Source organism: Streptomyces sp. NPDC001796, from assembly GCF_042892355.1.
Classification (GTDB): Bacteria; Actinomycetota; Actinomycetes; order Streptomycetales; family Streptomycetaceae; genus Streptomyces.
This window is the reverse complement of the sequence record NZ_JBIAUC010000008.1, coordinates 140,177-153,695: the sequence shown is the minus strand read 5'-3', so window position 1 is coordinate 153,695 and position 13,519 is coordinate 140,177. Positions and strand designations below refer to the sequence as shown.

Sequence of the window (13,519 nt, the reverse complement as noted above, 5' to 3'; positions counted from 1 at the left end):
CACCGGTCCACGGCGCCCGGCCCCGCCCCGCTGAAGACGAAAGCAGGAGTCGCATGCAGTACGTGAAGCTCGGTTCGACGGGTCTTGAGGTGTCCCGGATCTGCCTGGGCTGTATGAGCTTCGGTCTGCCCGACCGCGGCACCCATACCTGGACCCTGGACGAGGAGGCCTCCCGGCCGTTGATCCGCCGGGCACTGGACGCCGGCATCACCTTCTTCGACACCGCCAACGTCTACTCGGACGGCACCAGCGAGGAGATCGTCGGCCGGGCGCTCGCCGAGTACGCCCGGCGTGACGAGATCGTCCTGGCGACCAAGGTGCACGGCCGGATGCGGCCCGGACCCAACGGTGGCGGCCTGTCCCGCAAGGCGATCATGACGGAGATCGACCACAGCCTGCGCCGCCTCGGCACCGACTACGTCGACCTGTACCAGATCCACCGCTTCGACCCCACGACCCCCGTCGAGGAGACGATGGAGGCCCTGCACGACGTGGTGAAGGCGGGCAAGGCCCGCTACATCGGTGCCAGTTCGATGTACGCCTGGCAGTTCTCCAAGGCGCAGTACACGGCCCGGCTGAACGGCTGGACACGCTTCGTCTCCATGCAGAACCACTACAACCTCCTCTACCGCGAGGAGGAGCGCGAGATGCTGCCGCTGTGCGCGGACCAGGGGGTCGGCACCCTGCCCTGGAGTCCGCTGGCCCGCGGACGCCTCGCCCGTGACTGGGACGAGACCAGCGAGCGCAGCCGCACCGACGAGTTCGGCAAGAAGCTCTACCAGGAGGGCGACCGGGAGATCGTCGAGGCGGTGGCCTCGGTCGCCTCCGAACGGGGCATCCCGCGCGCCCAGGTCGCCCTCGCCTGGCTGCTGCACCAGGACACCGTCGCCGCACCCATCGTCGGCGTCACCAAGCCCCGGCACATCGACGACGCCGTCGCGGCGGTCGACGTCGAGCTCACCGACAAGGAGATCCAGACGCTCCAGGAGCCGTACACGCCGCACGCGATCAGCGGCCACTGACGTCTTCCATCCAGAAGGGGCCGGTGCGCGGTGCGCACCGGCCCCTTCTGGATGGGCTTCAGGTGGAGGCGGCCAGCCACGGCCTCACCTGCCGGCGCGCCTCATGCAGACGGGACTTCAGCGTGCCCAGCGGGACACCGACGCGTTCGGCGACCTCCGCGTACTCCAGCTGGCAGATGTCCCGGTACACCAGCGGTGCCACCAGGTGCGGGTGTTCGCGCTCCAGCCGCTCCAGAGCCTCCAGCAGGTCCACGCGGGAACCGGCGATCACACTGGTGGTGCGCGGATCCACGTGCTGTGCCGCGTCGATGGTCGCGGGCTGCTCGGCGGCCCGCCGCTTCAGCTCCCGGTACTTCTGCCGGGCACAGTTGGCGACCACCGTGTACAGCCAGGTGCTGAAGCGGCTGCGACCCTCGAACGTGGTGATCCGCCGGGCCACCTGCAACAGCACGTCCTGCGCCGCCTCCTCCGCGTCCTCCCGGCACGGCAGGAACCGCCCGCAGCGCCGCACCACCTCCGGCCGGATCCGCTGGAGCAGCGCGTCCAGAGCCGCCCCGTCACCCGCGGCCGCACGCCGGGCGAGCTCCTCGGTGTCGGCGGCATCCCCCACAGGGAGCTCCCCTCGAGTCGATCTCCGAACAGGCATGATAGTCGTATGCAGCCCCTGGAGCGGATCGACCGCTACCGCCTCGAACGCCGCCTGGGCGGCGGCGCCTTCGGCGTCGTCTGGCTCGCCCACGACGACGTCCTCGAAGCACCCGTCGCGGTCAAGGTGCTCAGCGAGAACTGGGCCGACCGGCTGGACATCCGGGAGCGCTTCCTGTCCGAGGCCCGCCTGCTGCGCCGGGCCGGCTCCAGCCGGGTCGTCCAGGTCTACGACATCGGCGAACTACCCGACGGAAGGCCGTACTTCGTGATGGAGTACGCCGACTCGGGCACCCTCGCCGACCGGATCGCGACCGGTCCGCTCCCCGTCGCCGAGGGCCTGCGCCTGACCGCGCTCACCGCCCGCGCCGCGGCCGCCCTGCACGACGCCGGCATCGTGCACCGGGACATCAAACCGTCCAACGTGCTGCTGCGAACCGGGCCCGACGGCTCCACCCGGCTGCTGCTCGCAGACCTCGGCCTGGCCAAGAGCCTGGCACAGGCGTCCGGTCTCACCATGGCCACGGGCTCCGCCGGATACGCCCCACCCGAACAGACCGAACCCGGCTCCGGCATCGACGCACGCGCCGACGTCTACAGTCTCGGCGCCCTCGGCTATCACCTGCTGACCGGCACGGTCCCCGCCCCGCCCGGCAAGGTCCTGCGCCCCGACCGGCTCCGTCCCGGCCTGCCGCCCGAGGTCCAGCGGGCGTTGATGCGGGCCATGGAGCCCGAGCGTGACCGGCGCTGGCCGACCGCGGAGGCCTTCGCCGACGAACTCGACCGGCTCGCCGGAGCGTCGTCAGCTCCGGCCCCACGGCCCCGCCGCCGTCGCGGCGGCGCGGTCCTCGCCCTGGCCGCGGTGGCCGTCGTGGGCGCGGCCGGAGCCGCCACCACCCTGCTGCTGCGGCACCCCGCTGCGGCGAACCTGACCGTGCAGGACTCCACCGGGCGCGTGCACGCCGCCGTACCCGCGGCCTGGGGCCGCCAGCTGCGCGACGCCGGCTGGAACCCCAAGGAGCTCGGCCTGCCGGCCGGGCGGGAGCCCGCCCTCGCCGTCGCCGACGACCTCTCACGCTGGCAGGACCTGAGCACCGCTGTGAACGGGGCGTTCATCGGGCTGAGCGAGCACGGGGACCCCTCCGCCAAGGTCCGCGCACTCGACCACACCGGCTGTCGCTACCAGGGCAGCCGTGACTACCGCGGCACGGTCTGGCAGGGCCTCATACGCACCTGGAACGACTGCGACGGCGGCAAGGGCTCCCTGACGGAGGCCGCCCTCGCCCCGGCCGACGGCGCCGACGGACCCCAGGTCTACGTCCAGCTGCGCCAGGACGGAGGCAGCGACCGGACCGACCGGATCCTGGACTCGGTGCGTGTCACGGGCTGAGCACCGACGTGATACGCCCGGCGGCCGCCCCGACCACCGCGGGACGCGCCGCATCGCGCGCAGCGGCACGCGCCACCCGGCCCAGTGAGGAACGCGGCGTCCCGCCCCCCGAACGCCTCGCGCCACAGCCGGACGCCGCGAACTTTTCCGCCCGCGCGGGCATCGGACATAAGGACGGAGCATCTCGGCACCGTCGAGAACGCAAGCGCCCGGCGCGGGCGGCACGAGTTTCGAGGAGCAATGGACATGGTGACCTTCCGGCGCGGCACAGCGGGCCCCGGCCTCGGCGGCACGGCCCCCTTCCCGACGGCGCGACGCGTGGTGTCCGCGCTGGGCGCGATCGCCGCCCTGACCCTGCTCACCGCCTGCGGAAACGGCCACGGCACCGCCGGTGCTCCGCAGAAGCTGCCCGGCACCGCCCAGCCCGCCTCCGGCGACCGGTCGACCGGCCAGGGGACCGCGGCGAGCGCGGGCGGCACCTCCGCCGACCCCGCCGCATCGGGCGGCACCCGCACCGCGTCCTCCGCGGCGGCCACCGGGGGCGGTACCACGAGCGGCACCCGTTGTCACACGTCCGAACTGCGCGCGTCCGTCGGGGCGAACAACCCGGGAGCCGGGCAGGAGAACTTTCCCCTGGTCCTGACCAACCGCTCAGGGCGCACCTGCACCATCGACGGCTACCCGGGCGCCGCCTTCGTGGACGCCTCCGGCAAGCAACTGGGCCCGGACCCCGAGCGCAGCTCGGGCAGCCCCACGAAGGTCACGCTGGCGCCGGGCAGGAGCGCCTGGGCCGGACTGACCTTCTCCAACCCGGAGGTCAGCGGCGCCCGCACGGCCACACCCGCGGCCCTCCTGATCACCCCGCCCGACGAGAAGGCGTCCCTGAAGGTGACGTGGTCGGGAGGCGCGGTGCCCGTGTCGGGCAACTCCTCCTCGGCCTTCCTGACGACCTTCCAGCCCGGCACGGGTTCCTGAGCCGCCCTGCCCCGACCCCGCTGTCCGCTTCGGGGCAGCGGGGTTCGTCATGGAACCGCTGCCGTTGTCACAGGACGGCAACGCCTCCCCTGCGCCCCGATCTTTTCCGCCGCCCCGGCCCATCGAACCCGTCGACCCACACGGAACGACGGCTCCGCCCGGAGCCGCACGACGAGGATACGGGGACGAACATGAACGGCATCTCACGCAGGCGTCTGCTGACCGCGGGGGCGACGGCGGGCGCGTTGGGCGCACTGTCCGCCTGCTCGGCCGGCGGCTGGTCCGTGACCGGCGCGGGCCCCTCGGACGGCAAAGAAACCCTTGAGGCCCGGCCCACGAAGCTCATCGGCGACGGCTCCACCGCCGACACCGGAGCCCAGCCGAAGCAGCCCGAGGTGGAGCCGCTGAGGCGCGGTCAGCGGCCGCCGCAGTTCGTGGTCTTCTCCTGGGACGGCGCGGGAGAGCTGAGCAACAGGCTCTTCTCCCGCTTCCGCAAGGTCGCCGCCGACCACGGCGCGTCGATGACCTTCTTCCTCAGCGGCATCTACACCCTGCCGGAGTCCAAGAAGCACCTCTACCGTCCGCCGCAGCACCCGGTCGGCGCCTCCGCGATCGGCTACCTCGCCGACCGGCACATCCACGCCACGCTCCAGCAGGTGCGTGCCGCCTGGCTGGAGGGCCACGAGATCGGCACCCACTTCAACGGCCACTTCTGCGGCGCCGGCGGGGTGCGCGACTGGTCGCCGGCCGAGTGGCGGAGCGAGATCGACCAGGCCGTCCGCTTCGTCACCGAGTGGAAGACCAACACCGGCTTCACCGACCTGGACCCGCTGCCCTTCGACTACCGCAAGGAACTCATCGGCGGTCGCACGCCGTGCCTGGAGGGACAGGCACGCCTGCTGCCCACCGCGGCGGCGCTCGGCTGGAAGTACGACGCCAGCTCGCCCGGGGGCCTGCAGATCTGGCCCGGAAAGGTGCAGGACGGCCGGATCTGGGACTTCCCCCTGCAGTCCATACCGTTCTCCGGCCACTCCTTCCAGGTCCTGTCGATGGACTACAACATGATGTTCAACCAGTCCGGCGGAAACCCCCTCGGCGATCGCTCCCGGTACGCCGCCTGGCGCGCCCAGGCCCGCGACACCTACCTGGCGGGCTTCCGGCGTGCCTATGACACCAACCGGGCGCCCCTCTTCATCGGCAACCACTTCGAACGCTGGAACGGCGGCATCTACATGGACGCCGTCGAGGAGGCCATCGGACGAATGGCCCAGTACGACGACGTGCGGTTCGTGTCCTTCCGCCAGCTGGTCGCCTGGCTGGAGGCCCAGGACCCGGCCGTTCTCAGGAAGCTGCGCACCCTTGCCCCGGGACAGTCGCCGCTCGGCGGCTGGGCGGAGTTCCTGGGCACGCCCGCGTCAGCCGCGGCGACCGCGAACTGACCGGCCCTCATCGGCCTTGTTCGCACCGGTAGAGCCGTAGCTGGACGGAGCCCGTGCCGCCGTACGCCGTCGGCGGCACCGCCGTGCAGTGCGTGGTGACCCAGCGTGTGATCGCGGTCGTGGTGGGCGACGCGGCGGTGCCGGTGTACTGGGCCGTCGCTTCGTGCAGGGCGCTTTCCCCGTGCTCGTCGGCCTTCCGCTGCCGCCCTGCCGCCCCTGTGCCCCGGAGGGCCACGTAGTGCAGTTCGCCGGAGTCGACGAGCCGGCCGAGTCCGTCGGGGGAGGGGTAGGGGACCTGTCCGGTGAAGCCGCCCATGGGCAGCACGGACGCGTTGGCTGCGATGATGTACGGCGCGGCATCCGCCCAGTCCGGCATGGCCGCGAGGTACTTCGCCCCATCGCGGTGTGCCGTCAGGTAGGCCAGGAGCCGTGCGCGCTGCGGCGTGAGCCGGTTGGGTCCACCGCTCCCCGGGCGGCTGGCGGGCCCGACCCTGCCCATGCCGCCGGGCTGGTTGTAGCGCGGGGACAGCGCCGAGGCCGACCACGCGGCGGGTATCAGGAGCACGGCGGCGAGGCCGGCCGCCAGGCCCGCCACGGCTGTTCGCGGCCGGCGGGCCACCAGAGCGCGGCCTGCGCCGGTGAGGACCAGGGACAGAATGCACAGGCCGACGGCGGCGGGAGCCAGCCACCCCAAGAAGTGGCGGTAGTACAGCGTCAGAGCCGCGGCCCACAGGACGTTCGCGGCGGTCACCGCCGGAAGGACCCGGGCATGGCGGCCGCCGGCCCGGTACGCCCCCCAGGCCCGCACCAGCCCGGCACCGCTCAGTGCCGCGAGGGCCACGGCGACGACGCCCATGTAGTACGTGTGGCCGGTGACGCTGCCGAAGCTGAAGGCGGCGAAGAAGGTGGCCAGCCACACCCCCCACAGCAGGTACCCGGCGAGCGCCGGATCGGTGCGGGGGACACGGCGGCGCCGCGCTGCGGCGAGACCCCACACAAGGCCGCACCCGGCCAGCGGGTACAGCCAGCCCGTCTGGGTGGCGAGGCCGGGGGTGAACATCTTCAGCACGCCGTTGCCCATGCCCGGGCCCCTGTGGTGGGCTCGCCCCGTGGCGCGGCCGGTGCCACCGGCCTCCCTCGCCGAACTGCCGTCGCCCGGGCCGCTGTCGGTGACCGCGTGGCCGGGGCCCGTCTCACCGGTGACGACGCTGCCCGTGTCGGCCGCGTCCACGCCCAGCGAGGTGAACCGGGTCAGGAAGTTGTAGCCCACGACCATGCCCACGGCCGAGTTGTTCGTGGTGCCGTCTATGTAGGGACGCGACTGAGCGGGGACGGCGGTCGCCACGGCCACCCAGGAGGCCGACACCGCCACGGCGACCGCACCGGTCACCACGACATGGCCGATCCTGCGCCGCAGCGTGGTGGGGGCGGCCACCAGATAGGTGACGGCCAGGGCCGGCAGCACCGCCCAGGCCTCCAGCATCTTGCACTGGAACGCCACCCCGACCCAGACGCCCGCCGCGAGCAGGGTGCGCAGCCGGGCCCGCGCGACGGCCCGCCAGGTGGCCTCGGCGGCCAGGAGCAGCAGCAGGACGAACGGCGCGTCCTCCACGATCGACCGGCCCAGACCCACGGTCACCGGGGTGAGCGTCAGGAACGCCGCGGCCAGCAGCCCCGCCGGGACCCCGGCCCAGCGGCGCACCAGCAGGTGCAGGAGGAGGACGCAGGCCACACCCTCGATCGCCTGTGGCAGCACCAGTGCCCAGGGGTGGAAGCCGAAGACCATGGCCGACAGCGCCTGTGGCCACAGGAAGCCGGGCTCCTTGTCGAGGGTGATGGAGTTGCCCGGGTCGAACGAACCGAAGAAGAACGCCAGCGGGTTGTCGGTCATGCTGCGCACGGCGGCGGCGTAGAACGTGTGGTAGACGCTGTGGTCGATGCCCCATGTGCAGAGCAGCGCCGCGAGCGCCGCAATGGCCCCCAGCACCGGGAGCTCGTAGCGCGGCCGTGGCGGCCGCGGGCTCCGGGGAGGCAGCCCTCCGCCGTGCGTGCCGCCCGCGGTGGGCGCGGCCGCCGTACCCCTCGTCGGCGTCGCCTCGTGCGCTGCGGTCTGCTCCGAATGAGCGCTGAGCATAGGTGGCCTTCCCGGACTGCCGCTGTCTTCTCACCGTCGCGTCGGCCCGTTGCGCGGCACGTGCGACAAGATGATCCGACTATGAAGAAGTAGGCATTCCGTGGCCGTGTTGCATGAGACGCACAGGACGTTGGTAAGAGCCCGCTCCTTTAGGACGGGCACCCGGCGCGGAGGTGGCGCGCGGGTGACCGGAGCATTGCGGAAAGGGTGACGGGCGCCCGGCCCGTCCGACGGATGCGGACGGGCCGGGTGTCGTGGGCGGAAAGCGGGTCGGCGCAGCGGGTCAGGACCCGGTGCGGTGAAGGGCGGCGAACACCCCGCGGTGCTCACCGCCGTCCGGCGAGCGCCAGCCCGCGGTGACATGGCCCGTGGCGTCGGCCGGTGCCGTTGCCCCGGGCTCCAGGACGCGCCTCACGTGGAGGTTCAGCGACGAGGGGGACGCGGAGCCGTTCGCCTGCACAGTGACCCGGGTGTCGTGGGATCCCTCGGTCACGGTCGTGGTGATGCCTCCGGTCGCCACCGGCGTACCCGTGAACCGGACGGTGACGGACGGGTCGGGGGTGTCGGACAGGCTCTGCGCCTGAGGTTCGGCGCTCCCCCCGAGCAGTGCCAGCAACTGAGCGACGAGCACCGGGTCGTGCGTACCGTCGTAGATCCATCGCCGTCCCAGCACACCGTGCTCGGAGGTGCCGAGGAGCGCCTGTTCGGCTCCTTCGAGCGGCGCGCCGCGGTAACTCAGCGGTACGTGGTACGAGACCGGCGCCGGACCGGATTCGTCGGTGGCCACCAGGAACTCGATCCCGACTTCGCCCTCCGGGTCGTCCAGCCGGAACCCGCCGGTCCTGGACAGCTCCGGCGCGTGGCCCGTGCCGACGTACCAGGGCCGGGTGGGGAGCCAGACGGTCAGGAGTTCCAGCTTGGTGGGGGTCATCGTGGTGTTGTGGATGATCGCCATGCCGCGAACCTATCCGACCCCTCCCGCCGATGCAGCGGTGAAGGAGTGAAGGAATACGTCCTGTCGGCCGGGTGGACGGTACGGGAGCGGGGCATGGGGAAGAGAGTGCTCGATCCCTCCAGGTTGGACCGCACGATGACACACCTCACCGGACAGACGACCGCCCGCGGCACCGCCCTGCTCGCCGACCCGTTGCTCAACAAGGGCACGGCCTTCACCCGCGAGGAACGCGCGGAACTCGGCCTGGACGGACTGCTGCCGCCCGCCGTGGAGACCCTCGACGAGCAGGTCGCCCGCGCCCACCAGGCGTTCCTCGGCTACGACAAGCCACTCAACCGACACATCTACCTGCGGCAGCTTCAGGACACCAACGAGGTGGTGTTCTACCGCCTGATCACCGAACACCTCAAGGAACTGCTGCCGATCGTCTACACCCCGACCGTCGGGGAGGCGTGCCGCCGCTTCAGCGAGATCTACCGGCGGCCCCGCGGCCTGTTCCTGTCCTGGGAGGACCGCGACCGGTTCCGGGAGATCCTGCGCAACCGACCGCACAAGGGCGCCGTCGACGTCATCGTCGTCACCGACGGCCAGCGCATTCTCGGCCTCGGCGACCAGGGCGTCGGGGGCATGGGCATCCCGATCGGCAAGCTGAGCCTCTACACCGCCATCGGCGGCATCCACCCGGCGCGCACCCTCCCGATCCTGCTCGACGTCGGCACCGACAACGAGCAGCTGCTGTCCGATCCGCGTTATCTGGGCCGGCGCGAGCACCGGCTCACCGGGGCGCAGTACGACGAGATGATCGAGGCGTTCGTCTCGGCGGTGGAGGCGGAGCTGCCGGGCACGCTGCTGCAGTGGGAGGACTTCGCCACCGTCCACGCCCGGCCGATCCTCACCCGCTACCGCGACCGGCTGCTCACCTTCAACGACGACATCCAGGGCACCGCGGCGGTGGTGCTCGGCGCCCTGTCCACGGCGTGCCAGGTGGCCGGCACTCCGCTGACCGGCCAGCGGCTGGTCGTGCTGGGAGCGGGCTCCGCCGCCGTGGGCGTCGCCGACATGATCCGCGCCGCCCTCGTGGACGAGGGACTCTCCGAGAAGGACGCGGCGGGCCGCTTCTGGTTCGTCGACGTCGGCGGACTGCTGGTGGACTCGCGCGGCGATCTGACCGACGAACAGCGGGTGTACGCGCGCGCTGACGAGGAGGTGGCCGGCTGGGGTGACACCGGGCTCGCCGAGGTGGTGCGCCGGATCGAGCCGACCGCGCTGATCGGGCTGTCCACGGCGCACGGCGCGTTCACCGAGGGGATCGTGCGGCAGATGGCGTCCACCTGCGAACGGCCTGTGATCTTCCCGCTGTCCAACCCGACCTCGCACGCCGAGGCCGATCCCGCCGACCTCGCCCGGTGGACGGATGGCAGGGCGCTGATCGCCGCCGGTTCGCCGTTCCCGCCGCTGGAGGTGGAGGGCCACCGGATTCCGGTGGCGCAGGCCAACAACGTGTACATCTTCCCCGCGATGGGGCTCGCTGTGGCGGCCGGCGGGGCCACCCGGGTCACCGACCGGATGCTGGTCGCCGCCGCACGCGCCGTCGCCCGGCGGGCCGCCGATGCGGCCGTCGGAGTCCCCGGCCCCGCCCCGCTGCTGCCGCCGCTCGGCGGCATGCGGGAGGCCGCCCGGGAGATCGCGGTGGCCGCCGCGCTCGCCGCCGTCGAGGACGGGGTGGCCCCCGAGGCGAGCGAGGCGGAGGTGCGCCAGGCGGTCGAGAAGACCCAGTGGATACCCGACTATCCGGCCCCCTGATGTGGGACAGACAACGGACCGGAGCCCTGCCGGCCCGCCGTGGCGGGGAGAGCGGCAGGGTGCCGCCTCGGCAGCAGTGGCCCTGCAGGCGCTCGGGCTACCGCGGCGGGGCGGCACCCCGGGCCCCCCGTCCTCGGGACGCTTCGCGGACACCGCCGAACCGCTGCGGTGACGGGGCCGCCGTCCGGGGAGTCGTCGATCCGAGACGAGAGGTGCCGTGCCGATGGATACGCCTGGGTCACCCGGGGCGGAACCGGACATCAGCGTCGTCGTCATCGTCTACAACGACGCCCCGCGCCTGACGACAGCCGTACGTTCCGCGCTCGACCAGACGCTGCGCAACGTGGAAGTCGTCATCGTGGACGACTGTTCCACCGACGGGTCGTACGACGTCGCGTGCTCCCTCGCCGCCGCCCACCCCGGCCGTGTGCGCGCGATCCGGCTGGCCCAGAACAGCGGCGGTTGCGGCGAGCCCCGCAACCGGGGCCTGGCCGTGGCCCGCGGCCGCTATGTGATGTTCCTGGACAGCGACGACGCTCTTGAGGCCAACGCATGCCGCAACCTGCTGGAAGCGGCCGACCGCACCGGCGCCGACCTGGTCTCCGGACGGTGCGTCCGGGTGTACACCGACAGCAGACACGACAAGCGCATCCCCTGGTACCCGTGGCTGTACCGGTCCACGCGCACCGTCGAGTCGATCGCCGAACTGCCGGACCTCTTCGTCTTCGACACCCTGTCGACGAACAAGTGCTACCGGCGCGCGTTCCTGCTGGAGAACGGTCTCGCCTTCCCGCGCGGCATCCACTACGAGGACCTGCTCTTCTCCGCCCAGGCCTATCTCGCCGCCGCACGCATCACCCTGATCCCGCACACCGTCTACTTCTGGCACGTCGTCCAGAAGACCACGGCCAAGTCGATCAGCAACCGGCGCCACGAGATCAACAACTTCGCCGACCGGTTGGAGATCCACCGCCGCATCGACGAGGTGCTGGAGCGACGCGGCCTGGAGGAGCTCAAGCTGCGCAAGGACACCAAGTTCCTCAAGCACGACCTCGCCCTGTACCTCAGTGACCTGCCGTTCCTCGACGACGGCTACCGCCACCGGTTCGCCGGACTGGCCCGCGGTTACATCCAGGACTTCCCCGAGGCGGCGTACGCCGAGCTGGACCGGGTGCACGCCATCTGCGCCTACCTGCTGTTGCGGGAGGACTGGGGGAACCTGATGCCGGCCGTCGACACGCTGATCAACCGTTCGAAGATCTCCACGCCGCTCGTCGAGCGGGACGGCCGCATCTACTGGTGCGACCGGTACCTCGATGACCCCGAGGCACGCGACGTCATGGACGTCACCGCCCTCGGCCACCACGGCAGGGAGCTGGACGGGATGTTCCTGCGCAACGTGCTCACCGGGTACGCCGTGCGCGGTGACCTGGTGGTGCTCGAGGGCGCCGTGGTCAACCCGCTGCACACCGTCTCCCCGGACGCCCGCCTCACCGCCGAGCTGGAGTTCCGGGCCCGCCGTCGCAGTCTGCGGACCTTCCGGTTCCCGGTGGCGACGGTGCGGCACGCCGGCGACAGCCTCACCTGGCGCGCCGCCGTACCGCTGACCGGCCGCTTCCGGCCGGTCGGCGTCGTCGACGAGGTGTGGGACGTCCGGCTGCACCTGACCGCGGACGGCAGACGCACCACGACCCGGATCACCGCCGGCGACATCGACCTGGAGAACTGCGCGTCCGTGCCCGTACGCCCCCGGCTCGGCCGGTTCGTCGCCGACCGGCTCGCACCGCAGGTCTCCGCCAAGGGCCATCTGGCCTTCCGGCTCACCCAGCACGGCCCGGCCGCCCGTCGCGGCCGCGCGCTCGTGGACCGCAATCTGCATGGCCCCGCGGCCCGGACGGTGAAGAGCACCTACCGCGCCCTGCGGGCCATGCGCAGGGACCTGTCCTCCCACTCGCGCAAGGCGCAGGTCTACCACCACATGCTCCGGCTCCTGCCGGTCCGCAAGGGCACCGTCGTCCTGGAGAGCCACCTCGGCAGGCAGTACAGCGACAGCCCGCGAGCCATCCACGAGGAACTGCGGCGCCGCCGGGTGCCCGTCACCGCCATCTGGTCCTACTCGGGCGAGCGGCCCGAGGGTTTCCCCGAGGACGCCGAACTCGTCCGGCGCTGGTCCTGGAGCTACCTGAGGGCTCTCGCGCAGGCCGAGTTCTGGATCGACAACCAGGGCTTCCCGCTCATGCTCCGCAAACGCGCGGAGACCACCTACATCCAGACCTGGCACGGCTCGGCCCTGAAGCGGATGGGCTTCGACGAGCCCACCTACCGGGTGATGTCCGAGCACGAACAGCGCGCCTTCCAGCAGGCACTGGACCGCTTCGACCACTTCCTGGTCCGCAGCGAGCACGACGTGCGCACCCTCGCCCGCGCCTACCGCATCCCGGAAGGGAAGCTGCTGCGCACCGGCTACCCGCGCAACGACGCACTCGTCCGGGCAGCCAGGGACCCGCAGGCGATCGACCCGGCGGTGCGCCGGCTCGGCGAACGCCTCGGCATCCGTCCGGACAGTCGCGTGGTGCTGTACGCGCCCACGTTCCGCACCCGCCCCGACGGAGGCGTACGCGACTTCCGGCCGCCCTTCGACGTGGAACGCTTCGCCGACCGCTTCGGGGACCGGTACACGCTCCTGGTGCGCCCTCACTATCTGAACCGGGTCACCCTGCCGCCGTCGGTGGCCGGCCGGGTGATCGACGTGGCGCGCGAGCCGGACATCACTCCGATCCTGCTTCTTTCCGATGCCCTGATCACCGACTACTCCTCGGTGATGTTCGACTATGCGCTGCTCCACCGGCCGCTCGTCTTCCTCGCACACGACTGGGAGGAGTACTCCCGGGACGTGCGCGGCACCTACTTCGACCTGTTCGAGCAGGCCCCGGGCCCGGTCGTGCGTACCGAGGAGGCGCTGTTCTCGGCGCTGTCGGACCTGCGCGCCCTGAGCACCCGGTACGAGGCACGGCTGAAGGAGTTCGTGGACAAGTACGGCGAGTACGACCGCGGGGACGCCGCGGCCCGCGTCGTGGAGCGCTTCTTCGCACCGGGGGGAGAAAGCCGATGACGGACCGTCAGATCTTCTTCGTCGCCAACGAGGTCGACGAACTG

At 72.0% G+C, this 13,519-nt stretch carries 9 protein-coding genes; 6 read left to right on the top strand and 3 right to left on the bottom strand.

Translation table 11 applies throughout. The features are described from left to right. The first annotated feature begins 53 nt into the window (after positions 1-53). On the top strand, positions 54-1,022 hold the full coding sequence (locus ACFYZE_RS18680) for an aldo/keto reductase (protein WP_388994771.1): 969 nt from the start codon (positions 54-56) through the stop codon (positions 1,020-1,022). A 58-nt stretch (positions 1,023-1,080) separates the two neighbouring features. Here the strand turns inward: ACFYZE_RS18680 and ACFYZE_RS18675 are convergent, their stop codons facing one another. Then, entirely contained in the window at positions 1,081-1,632 is a 552-nt protein-coding gene (locus ACFYZE_RS18675) for an RNA polymerase sigma factor (protein WP_388994769.1), read from the bottom strand. A gap of 45 nt (positions 1,633-1,677) precedes the next feature. Between ACFYZE_RS18675 and ACFYZE_RS18670 the strand changes: the two genes are divergently transcribed. From ACFYZE_RS18670 to ACFYZE_RS18660, 3 genes are all read left to right on the top strand, one after another. Continuing rightward, positions 1,678-3,057: a serine/threonine-protein kinase gene (locus ACFYZE_RS18670; protein WP_388994766.1), complete on the top strand. Its 1,380-nt coding sequence runs from the start codon at positions 1,678-1,680 to the stop codon at positions 3,055-3,057. 246 nt (positions 3,058-3,303) lie between these two features. Next, a complete protein-coding gene (locus ACFYZE_RS18665; RefSeq protein WP_388995291.1) occupies positions 3,304-4,032 on the top strand; it encodes a DUF4232 domain-containing protein in 729 nt (242 codons plus the stop codon). A gap of 191 nt (positions 4,033-4,223) precedes the next feature. Next, positions 4,224-5,471 (top strand): hypothetical protein, encoded by a 1,248-nt coding sequence (locus ACFYZE_RS18660; protein ID WP_388994763.1) that lies wholly within the window; start codon positions 4,224-4,226, stop codon positions 5,469-5,471. 7 nt (positions 5,472-5,478) lie between these two features. Here the strand turns inward: ACFYZE_RS18660 and ACFYZE_RS18655 are convergent, their stop codons facing one another. Continuing rightward, a complete protein-coding gene (locus tag ACFYZE_RS18655) occupies positions 5,479-7,458 on the bottom strand; it encodes a glycosyltransferase family 39 protein (RefSeq protein ID WP_388994760.1) in 1,980 nt (659 codons plus the stop codon). 430 nt (positions 7,459-7,888) lie between these two features. After that, positions 7,889-8,560, bottom strand: a complete 672-nt coding sequence (locus ACFYZE_RS18650; RefSeq protein ID WP_388994757.1) for a 1,4-alpha-glucan branching protein — start codon at positions 8,558-8,560, stop codon at positions 7,889-7,891. Between the two features lie 135 nt (positions 8,561-8,695). On the opposite strand from ACFYZE_RS18650, the gene ACFYZE_RS18645 reads away from it, so the two are divergent. Both ACFYZE_RS18645 and ACFYZE_RS18640 read left to right on the top strand, forming a co-directional pair. Further along, entirely contained in the window at positions 8,696-10,363 is a 1,668-nt protein-coding gene (locus ACFYZE_RS18645; RefSeq protein WP_388995288.1) for an NAD-dependent malic enzyme, read from the top strand. Between the two features lie 223 nt (positions 10,364-10,586). Further along, a complete protein-coding gene (locus ACFYZE_RS18640; protein WP_388994754.1) occupies positions 10,587-13,475 on the top strand; it encodes a CDP-glycerol glycerophosphotransferase family protein in 2,889 nt (962 codons plus the stop codon). Positions 13,476-13,519: the final 44 nt, after the last annotated feature.

Excerpts from the sequence above, each read along its gene's own strand:
- ACFYZE_RS18680 (WP_388994771.1), top strand. The coding sequence starts at position 54 with ATGCAGTACGTGAAGCTCGGTTCGACGGGTCTTGAGGTGTCCCGGATC.
- ACFYZE_RS18670 (WP_388994766.1), top strand. The coding sequence starts at position 1,678 with ATGCAGCCCCTGGAGCGGATCGACCGCTACCGCCTCGAACGCCGCCTG.
- ACFYZE_RS18665 (WP_388995291.1), top strand. The coding sequence starts at position 3,304 with ATGGTGACCTTCCGGCGCGGCACAGCGGGCCCCGGCCTCGGCGGCACG.
- ACFYZE_RS18660 (WP_388994763.1), top strand. The coding sequence starts at position 4,224 with ATGAACGGCATCTCACGCAGGCGTCTGCTGACCGCGGGGGCGACGGCG.
- ACFYZE_RS18650 (WP_388994757.1), bottom strand. The coding sequence starts at position 8,560 with ATGGCGATCATCCACAACACCACGATGACCCCCACCAAGCTGGAACTC.
- ACFYZE_RS18645 (WP_388995288.1), top strand. The coding sequence starts at position 8,696 with ATGACACACCTCACCGGACAGACGACCGCCCGCGGCACCGCCCTGCTC.
- ACFYZE_RS18640 (WP_388994754.1), top strand. The coding sequence starts at position 10,587 with ATGGATACGCCTGGGTCACCCGGGGCGGAACCGGACATCAGCGTCGTC.